General features: G+C 68.2%; 23 protein-coding genes and 1 tRNA gene. 8 read left to right on the top strand and 16 right to left on the bottom strand.

Annotated features, from left to right (window positions below; translation table 11 throughout):
• Positions 1-108: 108 nt before the first annotated feature.
• The 3 genes from fdhE to selB all read left to right on the top strand — a co-directional run bounded on the left by fdhE (position 109) and on the right by selB (position 4471).
• The gene (gene fdhE / locus RN02_RS29210; protein ID WP_043318774.1) at positions 109-1041 is read left to right on the top strand and encodes a formate dehydrogenase accessory protein FdhE; all 933 of its coding nucleotides are present in this window, start codon (positions 109-111) and stop codon (positions 1039-1041) included.
• Between the two features lie 95 nt (positions 1042-1136).
• Complete coding sequence (gene selA, locus RN02_RS29205) at positions 1137-2543, top strand: L-seryl-tRNA(Sec) selenium transferase (RefSeq protein ID WP_043318772.1); 1407 nt, start codon at positions 1137-1139, stop codon at positions 2541-2543.
• Complete coding sequence (selB, locus tag RN02_RS29200; protein ID WP_043318768.1) at positions 2540-4471, top strand: selenocysteine-specific translation elongation factor; 1932 nt, start codon at positions 2540-2542, stop codon at positions 4469-4471. Before selA ends, selB begins: the two co-directional genes overlap by 4 nt.
• 18 nt (positions 4472-4489) lie before the next feature.
• On the opposite strand, the gene RN02_RS33810 is transcribed toward selB, so the two are convergent.
• Entirely contained in the window at positions 4490-4720 is a 231-nt protein-coding gene (locus RN02_RS33810) for a hypothetical protein (RefSeq protein ID WP_161796274.1), read from the bottom strand.
• A 212-nt stretch (positions 4721-4932) separates the two neighbouring features.
• On the opposite strand from RN02_RS33810, the gene RN02_RS29195 reads away from it, so the two are divergent.
• Entirely contained in the window at positions 4933-5193 is a 261-nt protein-coding gene (locus RN02_RS29195; protein ID WP_043318767.1) for a hypothetical protein, read from the top strand.
• A 139-nt stretch (positions 5194-5332) separates the two neighbouring features.
• A tRNA-Sec gene (locus RN02_RS29190) sits at positions 5333-5428 on the top strand.
• Between the two features lie 37 nt (positions 5429-5465).
• Here RN02_RS29190 and RN02_RS29185 read toward each other — a convergent pair.
• Positions 5466-5723 carry a hypothetical protein gene (locus RN02_RS29185; RefSeq protein ID WP_043318765.1) on the bottom strand — a complete coding sequence of 86 codons (258 nt, stop codon included), beginning with the start codon at positions 5721-5723 and terminating at the stop codon, positions 5466-5468.
• A 180-nt stretch (positions 5724-5903) separates the two neighbouring features.
• Here RN02_RS29185 and RN02_RS29180 point away from each other — a divergent pair, with 180 nt between their 5' ends.
• Entirely contained in the window at positions 5904-6200 is a 297-nt protein-coding gene (locus RN02_RS29180) for a helix-turn-helix domain-containing protein (RefSeq protein ID WP_043318763.1), read from the top strand.
• 125 nt (positions 6201-6325) lie between these two features.
• Here RN02_RS29180 and RN02_RS29175 read toward each other — a convergent pair whose 3' ends face one another.
• The 4 genes from RN02_RS29175 to RN02_RS29165 all read right to left on the bottom strand — a co-directional run bounded on the left by RN02_RS29175 (position 6326) and on the right by RN02_RS29165 (position 8469).
• A complete protein-coding gene (locus RN02_RS29175; protein ID WP_043318761.1) occupies positions 6326-6655 on the bottom strand; it encodes an excalibur calcium-binding domain-containing protein in 330 nt (109 codons plus the stop codon).
• Between the two features lie 130 nt (positions 6656-6785).
• The gene (locus tag RN02_RS29170) at positions 6786-7382 is read right to left on the bottom strand and encodes a GrpB family protein (protein WP_043318759.1); all 597 of its coding nucleotides are present in this window, start codon (positions 7380-7382) and stop codon (positions 6786-6788) included.
• Between the two features lie 64 nt (positions 7383-7446).
• A complete protein-coding gene (locus tag RN02_RS33805) occupies positions 7447-7623 on the bottom strand; it encodes a hypothetical protein (protein WP_157763343.1) in 177 nt (58 codons plus the stop codon).
• Between the two features lie 171 nt (positions 7624-7794).
• A complete protein-coding gene (locus RN02_RS29165) occupies positions 7795-8469 on the bottom strand; it encodes a M15 family metallopeptidase (RefSeq protein WP_043318757.1) in 675 nt (224 codons plus the stop codon).
• Positions 8470-8660: 191 nt separating this feature from the next.
• On the opposite strand from RN02_RS29165, the gene RN02_RS29160 reads away from it, so the two are divergent.
• On the top strand, positions 8661-10286 hold the full coding sequence (locus RN02_RS29160; RefSeq protein WP_043318755.1) for a methyl-accepting chemotaxis protein: 1626 nt from the start codon (positions 8661-8663) through the stop codon (positions 10284-10286).
• A gap of 7 nt (positions 10287-10293) precedes the next feature.
• Here the strand turns inward: RN02_RS29160 and RN02_RS29155 are convergent, their stop codons facing one another.
• The 9 genes from RN02_RS29155 to RN02_RS29115 form a co-directional block, all read right to left on the bottom strand.
• Positions 10294-10500: a hypothetical protein gene (locus tag RN02_RS29155; RefSeq protein ID WP_009613244.1), complete on the bottom strand. Its 207-nt coding sequence runs from the start codon at positions 10498-10500 to the stop codon at positions 10294-10296.
• 72 nt (positions 10501-10572) lie between these two features.
• Positions 10573-11037 (bottom strand): glycine cleavage system protein H, encoded by a 465-nt coding sequence (locus RN02_RS29150; protein WP_043318753.1) that lies wholly within the window; start codon positions 11035-11037, stop codon positions 10573-10575.
• Positions 11034-11408 (bottom strand): DsrE family protein, encoded by a 375-nt coding sequence (locus RN02_RS29145; RefSeq protein ID WP_043318751.1) that lies wholly within the window; start codon positions 11406-11408, stop codon positions 11034-11036. The genes RN02_RS29150 and RN02_RS29145 overlap by 4 nt, the downstream gene beginning before the upstream one ends.
• Positions 11395-11880 (bottom strand): GNAT family N-acetyltransferase, encoded by a 486-nt coding sequence (locus tag RN02_RS29140; RefSeq protein WP_043318749.1) that lies wholly within the window; start codon positions 11878-11880, stop codon positions 11395-11397. Before RN02_RS29140 ends, RN02_RS29145 begins: the two co-directional genes overlap by 14 nt.
• Entirely contained in the window at positions 11877-12440 is a 564-nt protein-coding gene (locus RN02_RS29135; protein ID WP_043318869.1) for a DUF4136 domain-containing protein, read from the bottom strand. The genes RN02_RS29140 and RN02_RS29135 overlap by 4 nt, the downstream gene beginning before the upstream one ends.
• 120 nt (positions 12441-12560) lie before the next feature.
• A complete protein-coding gene (locus tag RN02_RS29130) occupies positions 12561-13151 on the bottom strand; it encodes a DUF4136 domain-containing protein (protein ID WP_043318747.1) in 591 nt (196 codons plus the stop codon).
• 58 nt (positions 13152-13209) lie between these two features.
• Positions 13210-13962, bottom strand: a complete 753-nt coding sequence (locus tag RN02_RS29125) for a methyltransferase (protein WP_043318746.1) — start codon at positions 13960-13962, stop codon at positions 13210-13212.
• Positions 13955-14263, bottom strand: a complete 309-nt coding sequence (locus RN02_RS29120; protein WP_043318744.1) for a MazG-like family protein — start codon at positions 14261-14263, stop codon at positions 13955-13957. The genes RN02_RS29125 and RN02_RS29120 overlap by 8 nt, the downstream gene beginning before the upstream one ends.
• A gap of 48 nt (positions 14264-14311) precedes the next feature.
• Entirely contained in the window at positions 14312-15169 is an 858-nt protein-coding gene (locus RN02_RS29115; RefSeq protein WP_043318741.1) for a MaoC family dehydratase, read from the bottom strand.
• Positions 15170-15381: 212 nt separating this feature from the next.
• Here RN02_RS29115 and RN02_RS29110 point away from each other — a divergent pair, with 212 nt between their 5' ends.
• Complete coding sequence (locus RN02_RS29110) at positions 15382-16374, top strand: AraC family transcriptional regulator (protein ID WP_043268798.1); 993 nt, start codon at positions 15382-15384, stop codon at positions 16372-16374.
• 332 nt (positions 16375-16706) lie between these two features.
• Here RN02_RS29110 and RN02_RS29105 read toward each other — a convergent pair whose 3' ends face one another.
• A complete protein-coding gene (locus tag RN02_RS29105) occupies positions 16707-18062 on the bottom strand; it encodes a 3-oxoacyl-ACP reductase (RefSeq protein WP_043318739.1) in 1356 nt (451 codons plus the stop codon).
• Positions 18063-18071: the final 9 nt, after the last annotated feature.

Below are 18071 nucleotides of genomic sequence, written 5' to 3'. Positions count from 1 at the left end.
TGCACCGAACAATCCCCTCTCCCTTCAGGGAGAGGGCCAGGGAGAGGGAAAGGCGGCTGATCCAGACGATTCGCCCCATCCCTGAAACCACCGACCAAGGAGTCCTGCGTGCCAGGCCAAATCCTCGAACCCGGCCAGATCGAAGCCGCCGCCAACATCCCCCCCTTCCTCAAGCTGCCCTCGCCGCAACTCTTCACCCAGCGCGGCCAGCGCCTGCGCCAGCTCGCCGAAGGCCACCCCCTGGGCGACTACCTGAACCTGCTGGCCGAACTCTGCGACATCCAGCAGCACCTGCTCGACAACCCACCGCCGCTGCCCATGCCCGACGAAGCCGCCCTGCGCCGCAGCGTCGAGCACGGCATGCCGCCGCTGGGCTTCGAAGTGCTGGTGTGCGAAGGCGCCTGGCTGGCGCTGCTCGACCCGCTGCTGCAGGCCTTCGCCACCAGCCCGGCCAGCCCCATCGCCAACGCCCTGCAGCAACTGCGCAAGGCCGACGCCGGCCAGCGCAAGGCCTGGGCCCTGGCCCTGCTCAACGGCCAGTTCGACCTGCTGCCGGCGGCCCTGGTGCCCTTCCTCGGCGCCACCCTGCAGGTCGCCTTCAGCCACTGGCTGCTGCGCCTGCCCGAAGGCCTGCTCAGCGAGCGTGAGGAACAGACCCTGTGCCCGGCCTGCGGCTCGCCGCCGGTGGCCGGCGTCATCCACAACCGCGGCAAGTACAACGGCCTGCGCTACCTGGCCTGCTCGCTGTGCTCCTGCCAGTGGCACTACGTGCGCATCAAGTGCAGCCACTGCCGGCAGAGCAAGGGCCTGTTCTACCTGTCGGAGCAGAGCGACAGCCGCGAGGTCATCCACGCCCCGCTGCGCGCCGAGGTCTGCCCCAGCTGCCAGGCCTACCTCAAGCAGTGCTACCTGGAACACGACGAAGCCGCCGAGCCCCAGGCCGACGACCTCGCCAGCCTGGCCCTGGACATCCGCCTGGCCGAGGAAGGCTACCTGCGCAGCGCGCCCAACCTGCTGCTGTCCCCCGGCGACGCAGACTGACCTAGACTGCATCCAGACCCCCGTAGGATGGGTTGAGGAGCCCGCGACGATACCCATCGCCTCCCCAACCCTCGAAGCACCAGACAGGACCGCGCATGACCTCCGCCCGCCTGCCCTCCATCGACCGCCTGCTGCGCAGCCCGGCCTGCGCACCCCTGCAACAGCGCTACGGCCGCGAAGCCCTGCTCGGCACCCTGCGCGACCTGCTCGACGAACTGCGCGAGCCGGCCCGCCACGGCCAGCTCGCCGCCGTGGAACTGAGCGAAGCGGTGCTCGCCGGCCGCGCCGGCGAACGCCTGGCCGCGCACCACGCCAGCCGCGTGCGCCGGGTGTTCAACCTCACCGGCACCGTGCTGCACACCAACCTCGGCCGCGCCCTGCTGCCGGAAGAAGCCATCGAAGCCATCACAATGGCCGCGCGCTACCCGCTGAACCTGGAATTCGATCTGGCCAGCGGCAGGCGTGGCGACCGCGACGACCTCATCACCGGGCTGATCCGCGAGCTGACCGGCGCCGAGGCGGTCACCGTGGTCAACAACAATGCCGCCGCCGTGCTGCTGGCGCTCAACAGCCTGGGCGCGCGCAAGGAAGGCATCATCTCCCGCGGCGAACTGATCGAGATCGGCGGCGCCTTCCGCATCCCCGACATCATGGCCCGCGCCGGCGTGAAACTGGTCGAGGTCGGCACCACCAACCGCACCCACGCCAAGGACTACGAAGCCGCCATCGGCCCGCGCTCGGGCCTCTTGATGCGCGTGCACACCAGCAACTACAGCGTGCAGGGCTTCACCGCCAGCGTCGCCACCCGCGACCTCGCCGGCATCGCCCATGCCCACGGCCTGCCGCTGCTGGAAGACCTGGGCAGCGGCACCCTGGTGGACCTGACGCGCTGGGGCCTGCCCAAGGAACCGACCGTGCAGGAAGCCCTGAAGGACGGCGCCGACATCGTCACCTTCAGCGGCGACAAACTCCTCGGCGGCCCCCAGGCCGGGCTCATCCTCGGTAGCAGGGAACTGATCGGGCGGATCAAGAAGAACCCGCTCAAGCGCGCCCTGCGCGTGGACAAGCTGACCCTCGCCGCGCTGGAAGCCGTGCTCGGCCTGTACCGCGACCCCGACCGCCTGGCCGAACGCCTCACCACCCTGCGCCTGCTCAGCCGCCCGCAGGTCGACATCCAGGCCCAGGCCGCGCGTCTGGCGCCGCTGCTCGCTGCGCAACTGGGCGCCGGCTGGGCGGTAAGCGCGGAAGCCGCCCTGGGCATGATCGGCAGCGGCGCCCAGCCGGTGGTACGCCTGCCCAGCGCCGCCCTGGCGCTGCGCCCGCAAAGCAACAAACGCCTGCGTGGCCGCGCCCTGCGCGAACTGGAAGAACGCCTGCGCGGCCTACCCATTCCGGTACTCGGTCGCATCGACGACGACACCCTGTGGCTCGACCTGCGCCAGCTCGACGACGAGGCCGCCTTCCTCGCGCAACTGCCGCTGCTGGCGGAGGGCGAGGCTTGATCGTCGGCACCGCCGGGCACATCGACCACGGCAAGACCGCCCTGCTGCGCGCGCTCACCGGCGTGGAAGGCGACCGCCGCCCGGCCGAGCGCGAACGCGGCATCACCATCGACCTGGGCTACGTCTACGCCGACCTCGGCGACGGCGCGCTGACCGGCTTCATCGACGTGCCCGGCCACGAACGCTTCGTCCACAACATGCTGGCCGGCGCCAGCGGCATCGACCTGGTGCTGCTGGTGGTGGCCGCCGACGACGGCGTGATGCCGCAGACCCGCGAGCACCTGGCCATCGTCGAACTGCTCGGCATCCCCCGCGCCCTGGTGGCCCTGAGCAAGGCCGACCGCGTCAGCCCGCAGCGCCTGGCCGAGGCCCGCGGCGAAGTGGAAAGCCTGCTGGCCGCGGGGCCGCTGGCCGGCGCGCCGATCTACCCGGTTTCCAGCGTCACGGGGGAGGGCGTAGATGCTTTGCGCCAGGCCCTGGCCAAGGCCGCCTGCGAGGTCCATGAGCGCTCCAGCCAGGGCGGCTTCCGCCTGGCCGTGGACCGCGCCTTCAGCGTCAGCGGCGCCGGCCTGGTGGTCACCGGCACGGCCTTCTCCGGCAGCGTGAAAGTGGGCGACGAACTCCAACTGGGCAACGCCGGCCGCCCGGTGCGTGTGCGCGGCCTGCACGCCCAGAACCGCGCCGCCGAACAGGCCCACGCCGGCCAGCGGGTGGCGGTCAACATCGCCGGCGAACGCCTGGGCCCGGACCAGGTGAAACGCGGCGACTGGCTGCTGGCGCCGGAACTGCACGCGCCCACCACCCGCATCGACATCGACCTGCAACTGCTCCCCGGCGAACCCCGCGCCCTGGCCCACTGGACGCCGCTGCACGTGCACCTGGGCGCCCAGGACGTGACCGGCCGCGTCGCCCTGCTGGAAGACGAACGCCTGGCGCCGGGCGAAAGAGCCTTCGCGCAGCTTGTGCTGAATTCCCCCGTGCAAACTGTGCACGGCGACCGCCTGGTGCTGCGCGACCAATCCGCCCAACGCACCCTCGGCGGCGGCCGCGTGCTCGACCCCTTCGCCCCGGCCCGCAACCGCCGCAGCCCCGAACGCCTGGCACAACTCCAGGCCCTGCGCGGCGAAGGCCTGGAACAGGCCCTGCCGGTGCTGCTGCAACACGCCGGCAACGGCCTGGACCCCAAACTGCTGGCCCGCCAGTTCAACCGCCCCCGGGCGAGCTGGCAACTGCCCGCCGAACTGCTGGAAATCCCCACCCGCGGCGGCCCGCGCCTGTTCACCGCCGAACGCTGGCACGCCCTGGGCGAACAGCTGCTGCAAGCCCTGGCCCGCTTCCACGCCGAACAACCCGACGAACTCGGCCCCGACCGCGACCGCCTGCGCCGCTACGCCTTCGCGCAACTGGAGCGCCCGATCTTCATCGCCCTGCTGGAACAGGCCCTGGCCAGCAAGACCGTGGAAAACAGCGGCCCCTGGCTGCACCTGCCGGACCACCGCGTGCAGCTGGGCGCCGAAGACGAAGCCCTGCGCGAACGCATCCGCCCCCTGCTGCAAGCCGGCGCCTACGACCCGCCCTGGACCCGCGACCTGGCCCGCGAACTGCAAGTCGACGAAGCCGCCATGCGCCTGCTGCTGCGCAAACTCGCCCGCCTCGGCCAACTGCACCAAGTGGTGAAAGACCTGTTCTACCCCGACGAAACCCTCCGCCAACTGGCCCGACAAGCCCTGCAACTCCACACCGAACAAGGCCTGATCCGCGCCGCCGCCTTCCGCGACCGCATCGGCATAGGCCGCAAGCGCAGCATCCAGCTACTGGAATACTTCGACCGCATCGGCTTTACCCGGCGGTTCGGTAATGAGCGGAGGGTTCGGGAGGATTCGGCGTTGGCACTCGGGGCAGGCGTCAATGCAGAGCGAACTGCCTGAGTGCCGCCATCATGGTGATCACCAAGACTGCAGGCCAATGGCGGCAAGGCAGGTCTGATTGCTCAAAAAAGCAGCAGCGCTTACCATGGTGAGCATTGCAATCCCCGTTTCAGGAGGGATTTTATGGTGATGCACCTTGTTGGCCGGCCCGCGGCCAAACCTACCGGCAAGCCCAAGCCCAGGACCAAGAAAGGCGCGTGTGATCCGCTCGCGGCCGTGGAACAGGCCGCGCGTGCCGGTGATGCCCAATATCAATACTTTGTCGAGACCGGGAAGCTTCCGGACTCTAAGTGAGGTTGCGTGTCGATTGCGCGAGTCTTCGTAACCGACAGCTTCATGAACCTCCCCGCCTGGCACGACCTGTACGTCGATTTCTACAACCTGAAGGGCCGTCCCATTGGGGGCGTGATGCCTCTCTTTGGCAGGTGCCTTTCGGCCATGTCCAGTTGACCGATAGCCGAGTGGTCCTGCTGCGCTGGAGCAAAATCGGCGATCCCTTCAAACGCACCGTGAAAGACAGCGAGTCCGAGCATGACCTGTGGCTGCTCTATGCGCAGGACCTCCCGGAAAACCGTTATTTGATGCTGTCCGTATTCGGCCCTCATGCGCATAAGGACTCGCGCTTCCAAAGCTACATCCGCACATTGAAAGTGGATATAGTCGATCCCTGGCTGGATGGCAGGCTTCATTGCTTCGAGCCGCCGGAAGACTATGAGCCGTGATTGAAATGGCCGTTGCTCTTGATGGAAGAAACGGCATCGCTGTTCTTGGCGGTGATGCGTCCAGGAATTTTCGACACTGCTTCGACACTCCGCCGGAGTCGGCAACGGAAGCTGGCGAAAAAGCCTTGTAGATCAATATGGAAGGCAATCACGCCCGGTGGCGTGGCCGGGCTTCAAACCCGGTGGGGGACGGCAGCCGTTCCTGGGTGAGTTCGACTCTCACTGCCTTCCGCCACTTCCCTCCGATTATTCTGTCTTCGCTGCGATAACTTTCAGGTTTCGCTGGCTGGCGTCTCGTCGTCGATTACCTGCAGTCTGTGGATATCGCTCCATAACAATTCTTCCGGAAAACGTCGTGGGTCTCTTGGATCGCGGACCAGAAAATAGGGGCGTTCATCCTCCAGCGTCAGTGCTACCCCTACGATGCGCACGCGGTAGCTTTCCCGGTAGGGTGCCTCATGCAGGGGAATGTCCACATCGATGGTCTTGCCCAACATAGCCATGGCAGTAGAAGCGTCGAATTTGATCATCGCGAATTTCATCCGTGAGATGCCTAGTGCGACCAGGCTGTGAGTACTTCCACATGCTCAGCCTTTACTGCACTATGCGAGGTGGTGTTTTGATTTAACTCGAGTCAATTTAGCTCTAGTCGAAATTGATCTTATTTGGCTTGAGTCATTTTGGCTATAGCTTATATAGATGAATTTCTTATGATCAAAGAGCGCGTCATAACCATTCTCTCGTGGACAGACATACGCCTCCCCAAGCTTGAGGAAATGACAGGCATTAGCCGGTACACCTGGAGCAACCTGAAGAACCCTTCGAAAAACCGGGAGATCAAGGAAGAGGAAATCCTGGCCATCGCCAAGGTATTTCCTCAGTTTCGCTGGTGGATTTTGACGGGGGAGGTAATGCCAGAGATTGGCCAGACGAGCCCTGGCTATGAAGAGGAGGGGGCTGATCGAAGCTCCTCTCCTGGGGCGTGCGCGGGCTCATCCGACTCGTAAGGAGGCCGGCTGGGAACGAACGTTTGGCTGCTGCACCCGTAGGATGGCGTTGAGCGCAGCGATACCCATCATTGGCGGCATGGGTTCACGCCCCGGCCTGGCGTTGGTTGCCCGGCCCAATCACGCTACATCCTGCACCACTGTTCCTCACAGGGAATCCCATCCCCGTCCCCATCCATCTTCATCCCCGGACAACTGCGCAGAAACGCCTTGGCCTCGGCGCAGGAGGTCATTTGCGAGCAGTATTTGCGGCCATCGCAGCGAACATCGAGAGCAGGGCTGGCGGGTGTGGTGCTTGCCGCCGGCGGCATCAGGTCGGTGGTCGGTTCGTCGGCATCATCCGCGACGCTCATCGGGACCGGTTTTGAGCGGGAGAAATGGTTCTGCCAGGACGGGTTGTCCATGTACTGCCAGGCGAGCAGGGCGAGGACGATCAGCAGAATCCATTTCTTCATGAGGTTCACCGAGTCCTGGGGGATGAGCGGATTCTAGTGGCGAACCTGCCGGCATTGCACCCGTAGGATGGCGTTGAGCGCAGCGATACCCATCATCGACCGCATGGGTATCGCTGGCGCTCAACCCATCCTACGTCCTGGCTCCCTGTACCGATCCACCTGAGTCGCGGCCCTCTTGCAGGGCCTTGCCCAGTATCCGGGCCACCAACGCGTCCTTGCCTTGCGTGTAGGCCTCGCGGTCGGTGGGGAAGCGTTCTGCCAGTTGTTCCTTGAGGCGTTGGTATTCCGCCGCGTCTTGCGGATGGTTGCGCAGCCAGTTGCGGAAGATCAGGTGGCGGTCGGCGTCGGCCAGGTTCATGACGTGGACGTGGTGGGTTCTGCCCTGGCCCCGGGGTGGCATGCCCTTGACGAAGAACATCCGCTGCGGCGCCGGGTTGTCGCGCCAGTACTGGTAGCCGAGGGCTTCCAGCGGGGCGACCAAGCTTTGCCAGTCGGCGTCGGGCGGGGGCAGCAGGAGGATGTCGATGATCGGCTTGGCCTTCAGGCCGGGCACCGCCGTGCTGCCGAAGTGTTCGATCTTCAGGCCGGGCAGGGCCAGGGCTGTGGCGATGGCGTCGGCTTCCTCGGCGAAGCGCCGGGGCCAGTCCGGGTTGGCTTCTGCCAGTTCGATGCGGTCGGCTTCGGCGTTGCTCCAGCGTTGGCCGTCGAAGGTGGGGGGCTGGGTCATGGGGTGTCCTGGCTGAGGGGCTGTCGTTCGACGTTCGGGCCGGTGCGCAGGTTCATCGTCGTTGTTAGGGCTTCTTCCTTTGCCCCTTGATTCGGTTGCGCAGGTGCTCGAAGAAGGCCGCATCGGCGTGCTCTGTGGGAGCGGATTCGGCGCCGGCCAGAAGGAGGTTTCGCAAGCGATGGCGGCCTTGCGTCCTTTGATCGCTGGCGTGTGGGTTGGTCTGGTCGTCGATGGTGCTCATGGGTCTTCCCGTTTGCAGGTTTGGGCTGAGCCTATTCCTGAGGTGGGCGGGTTGGCCATGCTCTTGTAGGAGCGAGCTTGCTCGCGAACCGCCTCAACTCCGCAATCAGCGGATAACACGTTCGCGAGCAAGAACTAGGCGTCCCCCTCGCTCCTACGAAAAGCTGGCAGGCTATTTCACCGGGAAGTCGAAGGCGGTGTTGGGATACGGCTCCTGCTTCAGCGTGTAGTGCCACCACTCGTTGGCGTAGGGTTCGAAGCCGTGGCGTTGCATGGCGCTGCGCAGGGTTTCGCGGTTGCGCGTCTGTTGCACGCTGATCAGGTTGGTGCCGTGGTGGGAGATGGGGCCGAAGAAGTCGAAGTGGCTGCCCATGTCCAGTTCCTGGCCGGTCCTGGCGTCGACCAGGGTGAGGTCCACGGTGCTGCCGCGGCAGTGGGCGGACTTCCTGGCGATGTAGCCGTCGCGGAACAGCGCCGCCTTGTCCAGGTGCGGGTAGTAGCGGTCCTTGGTGCGGGTGTCGGCCAGGTCCGCGGCCCAGCGCTGGAAGTGGGCCACGGCGCGTTGCGGGCGGTAGCCGTCGAAGAGTTTCAGTTGCAGGCCGCTGAGGGCGACGTCGCGCTCCACTTCGGCCAGGGCCGTGGCCGCTTCCTTCGTGAGGATCACCCGCGGGCTTTCGTAGCCGTCGATGCGGCTGCCGACGAAGTTGTCGCCGCTGTAGTAGCGCGCTTCGTAATGGGCGTGCTGCAGCACCTGGTCGAGGTAGACGAAGCCGGGTTGCGCCGGCTGGTCGGCGTGGGCGCCGAGGCTGGCCAACAGCAGGAGCAGGGCGAGGGCGTGGCGGAGCATCCGGCCTCCCGGGCGTGGGGTTTCTTTCACCCTAGCAGCCCTTTCCTGCGACGCATCTCTCTAAATGGCGGGATTTTTCCTACTTAATCCTCAGGTCCAGTTATCCCCTGGCGGGCCGATCCATTCGCCGAGACGAGCGGATCGCGGTTGTGCGGTCCGCGCACGAGTTCGAGCAGCCCAGGAGAGATGCGATGCTCAACCAGATCCGCGTACGTACCCGCCTGCTGTCGCTGGCGTTCCTGCCCCTGCTGGTGCTGGCCGGGGTGATGGCGCTGGCGGCGTACAACGCCGACCAGCTCAACGATGATTTCGACGAGCTGTTCAACGACCGCATGCGCCCGGTGAACCGGCTCAACCTGATCTCCAACGCCTATGCGGTGAACATGGTGGATGCGCTGCACAAGTATCGCTCCGGGGTGATCGACGTGGACGTCTTGCGCGGCGCCATCGGCGAGGCGCGCAAGACCATCGCGGACTCCTGGCGCCTGGTGCAGGACAGCAAGATGACCGATGCCGAGCAGCAGATGGTGGCCGGCATCCGCGCGCGCATGGCCGCGGTGGACAAGCTGGTGGACACGCTGCAGGAACAGACCGACGGCAGCCTGCGCGGCGAGAGCGACGCCAGCTTCATCCGGCGCCTGTATGCGGCCTTCGACCCGCTGGGGGATGCGCTGGAGGAACTGGCCCAGCTGCAGGTCCGCGAGGGCGAAAGGCTGAGCCAGGCCTCCACCGCGCGCTACCAGGCGATGAAGGCCAGTTTCGTGGCCATCGCAGTGGTGGTGCTGGTCGGCATGCTGCTGTTCAGCCTGCTGGTCAGCCGCTCGATCAACCGCCCGCTGGAACAACTGGGCCGGACCATCGCCACGGTGCAGCGCAATTCCGACCTGAGCCTGCGCGCCGAGGCCGTGGGCCGCGACGAGCTGGCGCAGACCGCCCAGGCCTTCAATACCATGCTCGAACACTTCCAACGGCTGATCCGCCACCTGGGCGGCGCCTCGGTACAGCTGGCCAGCGCGTCGGAGGAGATGAGCGCCATCAGCGCCCAGGTCAGCGATGCCGCCAACGGCCAGGGCGACCAGACCGCCATGGTCGCCACCGCCGTGCACGAGATGAGCGCCGCGGTGCAGCAGGTGGCGGAGCACGCGCTGGACATGGCGCGGGTGGCCGAGGACGTGCGCCGCGAGGCGCACCAGGGCACCGAGCTGGTGGAGGCCAACCTGGGCGCCATCGAGCGTCTGTCGCAGGCGGTGCAGGAGAGCGCCGAGGTGATCGACCGCCTGCACAGCCAGAGCGACGAGATCGGCAGCGTGCTGGGGGTGATCCAGAGCATCGCCGAGCAGACCAACCTGCTGGCGCTCAATGCCGCCATCGAGGCGGCGCGGGCCGGCGAGGCCGGGCGCGGGTTCGCCGTGGTGGCCGACGAGGTGCGCAGCCTGGCGAGCAACACGCAGAAGGCCACCGAGTCGATCCGCGGCATGATCGATTCGCTGCAGAGCGGCGCGCGCCAGGCGGTGGGCGTGATGCAGGAGTCCCGCGAGCGGGCCGGGGACAGCGTGCGGCATTCGCGCGAATCCGGCGAGGCGCTGCGGCACATCGCCAACGCCATCGACCGCATCGCCGACGGCAACGCGCAAATTTCCACCGCCACCGAGGAGCAGACGGCGGTGGCCCATGAGATCAGCCAGAACATCACCCAGCTCAACGACAGCATCCAGAGCGTGGTGGAGAACGCCGAGCAGAGCGCCGCGGCGAGCCTGGAGCTGGCCCGCCTGGCGGTCGAGCAACAGCAGCAGCTGGCGGGCTTCCGGGTGGACTAGGACTGCCTCACTGGCCCATCAGCAGGCGCTGCTGCTGGGACGAGAAGCCGCCCTGTTGCTGGAACTGCGCGCCCATCATGGGCTGCCGTTCGACGTCGTCGAGGCCGAAGGATTCCTTCACCGGCGACTCGATGGCGCCGAGGTTGTAGCTGCTCTGCCCGGCGCAGCCGGAGAGGGCGAGCAGGGCGAGGACGAGCGCGGGAAGCCGGGGCATGGTGGACTCCTTCTGTAGGGGAGCTTGCGGATCGCACAGCCTAGGCCGGCGAAGCTTATGGCTTGCTTAAGCTCAGTCGCGGCGCAGGGCCTGGACGTCGTTGCCTTCGGGGTCGAAGGCGTCCAGGCGCATGCGTTCGGCGAAGGCCTCCAGCGCCGCCTGGCCGCTGACGAAGCCGGCCTTCGCGCTGGCCCAGTCGTCCGGGCGCAGGCGCACCATCCAGCCTTCGCCGTAGCAGTCGAGGTTGATCAGACCTGGGCGGCGCTGCACGTCCTCGTTGCTCACCAGCAGGGTGCCGGCCAGCGGGCAGCGCGCCGAGGAGGCGGCCTTGGCGAATTCCACCACGCCGAAGCTGCGGTCGCGCTCGATGTGCCAGCCGTCGCGCTTGGGGGTGAAGGCGAAGATCTGCCCGTAGAGCGCGCAGCCATAGGCGCTCAGGCCGAGGGTCACGGCGCCGTCGGCTTCTTCGCGCAGCCACAGGTTGTAGTCCGGGGCGTAGAGCAGGTCGTCGGGGAATTCCAGGCCGTGCAGTTTCACAGGGTCAGCACCCGGTCGTATTCGAGGATCATCCGCGCCAGTTCGCCGCCGCTGGCGATTTCGTCGATTTCGCCGATCAGCGCGCTTTCGTCGATGGGCACGCCGGGGGCGCGGCACATCAGCAGGCGCGCGCCGGCTTCCTTGGCCTGCTGGATGAAGTGGCTGAGCGGCTCGCCGCCGGGGGCGGCGTAGAGGTTGTCCACCACGTCCTGGCGCGCCAGCTGCACGCCCTCGCCGCTGAGGAAGAGCGTCACCTCGGCGTCCATGCAGGCCAGCAGGGTGGCGGTGTAGAAGGGCGCGGCGCAGCGCGCCGGGGTGCTCGGGCCGCTGCTGACGATGATCAGCACGCGCTGGATGTCAGGCTGGTCCAAGGGCTTTCTCCATCTGCACCAGGGCCACGCGGCGGCCGTCCGGCGCCTGGCGCTCGACGATGCCCACCGGGCGATAGCCCAGGCCGGCGTAGAGCAGCAGGCCGCCGGCGTTGTCGTTGAAGCAGGAGATTTTCATCAGCGGTGCAGCGTAGTCGCGCCGGGCGAGGTCTTCCATGACGCCGATCAGGTAGCGCGCCACGCCGTGCCTGCGGGCCCAGGGCGCGACCATCATGTTGCCCAACGCGCAGTACTCGCCGGGCAGGCTCTGGTAGAAGTTGGCGAAGCCGGCGGCGCGGCCGTCGAGCAGGGCCAGGGTGCTGGCGCGGCGCTCGGCCACGGCGGCGGCCAGCTGTTCGACGCCGAACGGCCAGCGGGCCTTGGGGTAGGCGTAGAAGAGTTCGTCGGCGCTACGCACGAAGCCGGCCACCTCGGCGAGGTCGCCGGCTTCCACGGGGCGATGCTGCAGGCTCATCCGTGCGGCGGGTATTGGGCGAGGACCTTCTGCACGGTCTCGCGGATCGCCGCTTCACGCTCGGCCGGGGTCGGCGGGCTGCTGCGCATGATCTGCTCGCCGCTGCCGCGCCATACCAGCTTGCCGTCCTTGCCGTCGAGCAGGTCGACCTGGATGGTGGCGACCTTGTAGGTCACGGTGCGCGACTCGGCCATCGCCGGGCCGCCCCAGTAGCCGCCCCAATAACCGTTCCAGTAGCCGCCGGTGTAGGTGGTGACCTGGTCCTGGCGCTGGTCGACGATCAGGTAGGCGCGCACCGTCACGTCGGGCGCGGCGCCGCCCTGGCTCGGGCGCAGGCCACGCTGGTCGAGCTGGTCGGCCACCGCCGAGCGGATGCGCTGCTCGGTGAGGTCGCTCTTGATGCGCGGGTCGTCCGGGCGGTATTCGAAGGCCGGCTGCGCCCAGGCCCAGCTGCGGTAGGCGGCGAAGTCGCGGCTGGAATCGTAGTCGCGGCTGAGGTTGACGGTCTCACAGGCGGCCAGGCCCAGCAGCAGGCCCAGCAACAACAGACGGCGGATCATGATCGGCATACTCCAGGCAGAGTCTTCATCGAAGCTCAGCGCGTGCGTAAAGGCAAGTGGCGGAATGCCTCGAAATGGCCCTATTCCGCAGTTTTCTGGCAGCAAAGCCGGACAAGCGCCTCAGTGCGGCGGGTAGCCCGACAGCGCCTTGCGCACCGCTTCGCGCAGGCCGCGGGCCTGTTCGCTCTGGTTGCCGCTGGGCTGGTATTCGGCCGAGGCCACCCAGACGGCGTGGTTGTCGCGGGCGTCGTACAGCTCGATGCGCACCACGTTGACTTGCACTATGTAGGTCCGCGTCACCGGGACGGAGGCGCCGTACCAGGGATCGTTCCAGCCGCCGTAGTAGCCGCCGCCGTAGTAGTCGGTGACCTGGCGGGTGCGCTGCTCGCTGCTGACCCGCGCGCTCACGCGCAGGTCCGGCGTGGCGCCGGGGCGCGCCGGGCGCAGGCCGACCTGGTCGAGGCCTTCGCTGACCGCGTCCTGCAGCGAGCTGCCGTAGGTAGTGGCGCCGCTGGGCGCGCCGGTCCAGTTCCACGAGCGGTAGCGGCCGTAGTCCGGCGCTGCGGCCGGGTAGGCGCCGGGGTCGAAGCCCGGAGCGCTGGCCTGGGCCGGCACCGGGGGCGGCGGCAGCGACTGGTTGGTGTAGGGATTCTGGCTCTGGCAGGCGGCCAGCGCGGCGAGCAGCGGCAGCAGGATCAGGCGTGGCGACATGCGGGGCTCCCGCCCGCGCCGGGGCGCGGGCGACGACGGTGATGGGGCGATTGTGCACCTATTCGCGCGGGCGGCACAGCCAGTGCAGGTAGCGGCCCAGGCCGGCGAAGGCCGGGTGGCGGCGGTAGGCCAGTTCCATTTCCACCAGGTCCAGGGGCTCGGCCTTGTGCTGGAATTCCTGCGGCATGTAGTCGTGGAACACCCGCACGCCGCTGCGTGCCTCGATGTTCCAGCTGCCGGCCATGGCCACTTCCAGCTCGCGCGGGTCCAGCGGTTGCTGCGGCGTCAGGCTCTGGCCTTCGCCGGCGAAGCGCTGTTTGCGCAGCTTGCGGAAGTGGCCCTTGAGCAGGTTACGGTAGATGAGCGCGTCGCGGTTGTAGAAGGCCAGCGACAGCCAGCCGTCGCGGGCGGTCAACTGGTGCAGCACGGGGAGGATGGCCTGGGGTTCGGCCAGCCATTCCAGCACGGCGTGGCACAGCACCAGGTCGTAGGGTTCGTCGAGCTGGCCGAGCAGCGCCTGCCAGGGCGCCTCGATGAAGGTGGCCGCGCGGCCGGCTTCGGCGAAGCGCTGGCGGGCGCCTTCGAGCATGGGCGCGGCGGGTTCGGCGAGGGTTACCTGGTGGCCGCGCTCGGCCAGCCACAGCGCCATGTGGCCCAGGCCTGCGCCTATGTCGAGCACGCGCAGCGGGTGTTCGGGCAGCGCTTCGGCCAGGTCGGCCTGCAGCACGGCCAGGCGGATGGCGCCCTTGGCGCCGCCGTAGATCTTCTCGGCGAAGCGCGTGGCCAGTTCGTCGAAATGCCGGTCAGCCATGCACGAAGCGCCTTTCGCTGTCGGCCAGCTTGGCGCGCACCACCTGGTCCATGTCCAGGCCCAGTTCGGCGCAGAGCAGCAGCAGGTAGAGGACGATGTCGCCGACCTCCTGGCCGGCGTGGGCGAGCTTGTCGGCGGGCAGTTGGCGCGACTCGTCCTCGCTCAGCCACTGGAAGATTTCCACCAGCTCGGCCATTTCCACGCTGGCGGCCATGGCCAGGTTCTTCGGGCTGTGGAAGCGCTTCCAGTCGTTGTGGTCGCGGATCGCGTGCAGGCGCGCGGTGAGTTCGTCGAGGTTCATCGGGGGCTCCTTGGGAGCCCCATAGCTTCCGGCTTCAGCGGCGCCGCATCAAGCGTCGAGCGGTTTCCAGGCGCCGGCCATGTGTGGCAGGCCGTCCTCGCCGCGCAGGGCGAACTGCCCGGCCGGGGCCACCTCGCTGGCCAGCAGGCTGACGCTGGAGGGCAGCAGCACCGGCTTCTGGAAGCGCACTTCCACCTGGTAGCCGGCCGCTGGCAGGCGCTCGCCCAGGGCCGCCAGGCTGCGCGCCTTGTTCCACAGGCCATGGGCGATGGCGCGGGGGAAGCCGAACAGCCTGGCGCTGGCCGCCGACAGGTGGATGGGGTTGTAGTCGCCGGCCACGCGGGCATAGCGCCGGCCGATGTCCGCCGGGCATTGCCAGTGGTCGATCTGCTCCAGCGGCAGCTCGGGCTGTTCCTCGCGTTCCGGCGGCGTGCCTTCCAGGCGCATGCCGCGGAACAGCAGGCGGCTGTCGCCTTCCCAGAGCAGGCCGAGCTGGTCGTGCAGCTGGGTGATCAGGCTGAAGGTCACGCCCTTGTCGTGGGGCTGCAGGTCGGCCACCCGCACGCTGGCCTGGAACGGGCCCAGGCCGCCGAGCGGGCGCAACACGCTGATACGGTTCTCCAGGTGCACCAGGCCCAGCAGCGGGAAGGGGAAGCGGGCGTCGGTGAGCAGGCCCATCTGCAGGCCGAAGGCGAGGATGTGCGGGTAGGTCGGCGGCAGCAGGTGGTCGTTCCTGAAGCCGCACACCTGACGGTAGCGCTCCAGGTTCCGGGCGTCGACCATCACCGGCGCGCGCACGCCGCGGGTGGGCAGGCTGCGGCCGCGCAGGCCGCGGCGCACGGCGGCGCGCAGGAACAGGCCGGGCAGGGCGGGTGGGGCGGACAGGTCCAGCCAGTCTTTGGGCATTCGGAATCTCCTGGGCGGTATTGCCTTCAGCTTAGCCGCCGGGCCCGGCCGGGCATTGGCCGGGGCGGGGCGGCGTGGCGGCAGGCCGGTCAATCGGCGGCTCTGGCATGGGGCTTGTGGATAATTCGACCGCTGCCATGGCGTGTTACTTGAGAGGCGGTAGGAAAGCTGCCTAAGATGGGCCCGCTTCATGGATAACCAGAATAAATACCATGCACGATCTGACCGACGATGTGGCGCTGATGCGCCCGGTGATCGACGCGCTGCGCGCCAGCGGCAGCGATCCCGACCGTGTGCTCGCCCGGGTTGGCCTGCCGCCGGGCGCCCTGCCGGCCGGGCGCTTCCCGCATAGCGCGCAGAACCTGTTCTGGAAGGCCGCCGCCGAGGAATGCGGCGAGGAGCACGTCGGCCTGTACCTGGCCGGGCACCTGCCGGCCTTCCACGGCCTGCTGCTGGAATACCTGTTCCTCTCCAGCGCCACCTTCGGCGAGGGCCTGCGCCACGCCTTGCGCTACGTGCGCCTGCTCTCCGACACCCTCAACGCCCGTCTGGAAGTGGAAGGCGAGCGCGCCGTGCTGCTGCTCGGCCACAGCGCCGGGACCAACCGGCACTTCCCGGAAATGCTCGCCGGCGCGGTGATCCGCCTGTTCCACGCGCTCACCGAGGGCGACTTCCGGCCCCATGAGGTGGAGCTGATGCACGGCGAGGGCGCCCCTGCCGAACGTTATCGACAGGTCTATGGCTGCCCGGTGCGCCTGGGCGCCGAGCGCTACGCCCTGGTCTTCGACGCCGCGGTGCTGGACAAGCCCTCGCGCCACGCCGCGCCGGAGCTGCTGCGCATGCACGAGTCGCTGGCGCGCCGGCAACTGGCCGAGGTGGAACGCCTGGACCTGGTGCGCAAGGTGCGCGAGCTGATCGGCGAGTTGCTGGTGGACGGCGGCGCCACCCTGGAGCAGGTGGCGGCGCGCCTGGACATGCCAGCCCGGCGCCTGCGCGAGCGCCTGGCCATGGCCGGGGTGCGCTTCAACGACCTGGTCACCGACTATCGCTGCCGGTTGGCCAAGGAGTTGCTGCTGAAGACCGACGAGCGTATCGAGGTGATTGTCGAGCGTACTGGGTTCTCTGAGCCGAGCACCTTCTACCGCGCCTTCAAGCGCTGGGTGGGGGAGACGCCGGTGGAGTTCCGCAAGCGCGGGAAGGTTTGAGAGAGCGGCCGAACCTCGCGACGGGAGGGAGCGGCTTTTCGTAGGAGCGAGCTTGCTCGCGAACGCTGTTCTGCCGGTGGCGTCGGTGCTTGCCCTGGAGAGCGCCCTCTCCCCAGCCCTCTCCCTGAAGGGAGAGGGGGCTAGTCCGTGCCGAGAAAGGTGATGGTTTCCGCCGGAAACCTCTGTGCTAGCCGGCTAACGCCATAACATCAAACCCTGCCCAACGGTCCCCTCTCCCTTCAGGGAGAGGGTTAGGGAGAGGGGCGGAATAAACCCCAAACACCCAGACCACCTGGAAACCACTCGGGGCTCGTCCGCGATCCCCGCCACCCTCACGCCCCAAGCAAACTCTGCCCACACACCCTCAACACCTGCCCGCTCACCGCCCCGCTGCCCGGCTGGGCGAACCAGGCCACGGCCTCGGCCACGTCCTGGGGCAGGCCGCCCTGGCCCATGGAGTTCATGCGCCGGCCGGCCTCGCGGATGGTCAGGGGGATGGCCGCGGTCATCTGCGTTTCGATGAAGCCCGGGGCCACCGCGTTGATGCTGATGCCCTTCTTGCCCAGGGCCGGGGCCCAGGCCTGGGCCAGGCCGATCAGGCCGGCCTTGCTCACCGCGTAGTTGGTCTGCCCGAGGTTGCCGGCGATGCCGCTGATGGAGGCCAGCAGCACCACGCGGCCGTCGTCGCGCAGCTTGCCGGCGTCGAGCAGGGCCTGGGTGAGCACCTGCGGGGCCTTGAGGTTGACGTCGATCACCGAGTTCCAGAACGCCTCGCTCATCTTCGCCACGGTCTTGTCGCGGGTGATGCCGGCGTTGTGCACCACTATGTCCACGCCCTCGGGCAGCACTTCCACCAGCTTCTCGCCGGCGTCCGGGGCGCAGATGTCCAGGGCCACGCCTTTGCCGCCCAGGCGCGCGGCCAGGGCGTCGAGGGCGTCCTTGGCCGGCGGCACGTCCAGCAGCACCACCTCGGCGCCGTCGCGGGCCAGGGTTTCGGCGATGGCCGCGCCAATCCCGCGGGCCGCGCCGGTGACCAGGGCGCGCTTGCCCACCAGCGGGCGGCTCCAGTCCTGCACCTGGCCGGCGTAGGCGGAAAGGCGGATCACCTGGCCGGACACGTAGGCGCTCTTGGGCGAGAGGAAGAAGCGCAGGGCGCCTTCGAGCTGGTCTTCCGCGCCCTTGCCGACGTACAGCAGCTGCACGTTGCCGCCCCTGCGGATCTCCTTGCCCAGGGAGCGGCTGAAGCCCTCCAGGCTGCGCTGCACGCTGGCGGCGATGGGGTCTTTCAGCGATTCCGGGGCGCGCCCGAGGATGACCACGTGGGGGCACAGGTCCAGGCCCTTGAGCGCGGCCTGGAAGAAGTTGCGCAGTTCGATCAGTTGCTCGAAGCCGGTGAGGCCGCTGGCGTCGAACACCATGGCCTTGAGCTTCGGGCCGTGCTCGGCGGTCCAGCGCGGCAGGCCGTACTGACCTTCCACGGCGGCGTAGACGGCGTCGGTCAGGCGCTGGCTGAAGCCCAGCACGACCTCGCCCAGGTTGCCCGCCCCGCCCAGCAACAGGGCGCCATCCACCGGCCGGGTGCGCCCGGCGCTCCAGCGTTCCAGGCGTACCGGCGCGGGCAGGCCGAAGGCGCCGACCAGGCGGCGGCCGACGTTGGAGTTGGCGAAGGCGATGTAGCGATCGGTCATGGACGGGGG

The sequence above is a fragment of the Pseudomonas sp. PI1 genome (assembly GCF_000812405.1).
Lineage (GTDB): Bacteria > Pseudomonadota > Gammaproteobacteria > Pseudomonadales > Pseudomonadaceae > Pseudomonas > Pseudomonas citronellolis.
This window is presented reverse-complemented; position numbering and strand designations above follow the sequence as displayed.

Coding starts and splice junctions, on each gene's coding strand:
- selA (WP_043318772.1), top strand. CDS start 1,137: ATGACCTCCGCCCGCCTGCCCTCCATCGACCGCCTGCTGCGCAGCCCG.
- RN02_RS29160 (WP_043318755.1), top strand. CDS start 8,661: ATGCTCAACCAGATCCGCGTACGTACCCGCCTGCTGTCGCTGGCGTTC.
- RN02_RS29105 (WP_043318739.1), bottom strand. CDS start 18,062: ATGACCGATCGCTACATCGCCTTCGCCAACTCCAACGTCGGCCGCCGC.
- RN02_RS29165 (WP_043318757.1), bottom strand. CDS start 8,469: ATGCTCCGCCACGCCCTCGCCCTGCTCCTGCTGTTGGCCAGCCTCGGC.
- RN02_RS29130 (WP_043318747.1), bottom strand. CDS start 13,151: ATGTCGCCACGCCTGATCCTGCTGCCGCTGCTCGCCGCGCTGGCCGCC.
- RN02_RS29120 (WP_043318744.1), bottom strand. CDS start 14,263: ATGAACCTCGACGAACTCACCGCGCGCCTGCACGCGATCCGCGACCAC.
- RN02_RS29140 (WP_043318749.1), bottom strand. CDS start 11,880: ATGAGCCTGCAGCATCGCCCCGTGGAAGCCGGCGACCTCGCCGAGGTG.
- RN02_RS33805 (WP_157763343.1), bottom strand. CDS start 7,623: ATGAGCACCATCGACGACCAGACCAACCCACACGCCAGCGATCAAAGG.
- RN02_RS29170 (WP_043318759.1), bottom strand. CDS start 7,382: ATGACCCAGCCCCCCACCTTCGACGGCCAACGCTGGAGCAACGCCGAA.
- RN02_RS29110 (WP_043268798.1), top strand. CDS start 15,382: ATGCACGATCTGACCGACGATGTGGCGCTGATGCGCCCGGTGATCGAC.
- RN02_RS29180 (WP_043318763.1), top strand. CDS start 5,904: ATGATCAAAGAGCGCGTCATAACCATTCTCTCGTGGACAGACATACGC.
- RN02_RS29115 (WP_043318741.1), bottom strand. CDS start 15,169: ATGCCCAAAGACTGGCTGGACCTGTCCGCCCCACCCGCCCTGCCCGGC.
- RN02_RS29125 (WP_043318746.1), bottom strand. CDS start 13,962: ATGGCTGACCGGCATTTCGACGAACTGGCCACGCGCTTCGCCGAGAAG.
- RN02_RS29155 (WP_009613244.1), bottom strand. CDS start 10,500: ATGCCCCGGCTTCCCGCGCTCGTCCTCGCCCTGCTCGCCCTCTCCGGC.
- RN02_RS29135 (WP_043318869.1), bottom strand. CDS start 12,440: ATGATCCGCCGTCTGTTGTTGCTGGGCCTGCTGCTGGGCCTGGCCGCC.
- RN02_RS29185 (WP_043318765.1), bottom strand. CDS start 5,723: ATGATCAAATTCGACGCTTCTACTGCCATGGCTATGTTGGGCAAGACC.
- RN02_RS29175 (WP_043318761.1), bottom strand. CDS start 6,655: ATGAAGAAATGGATTCTGCTGATCGTCCTCGCCCTGCTCGCCTGGCAG.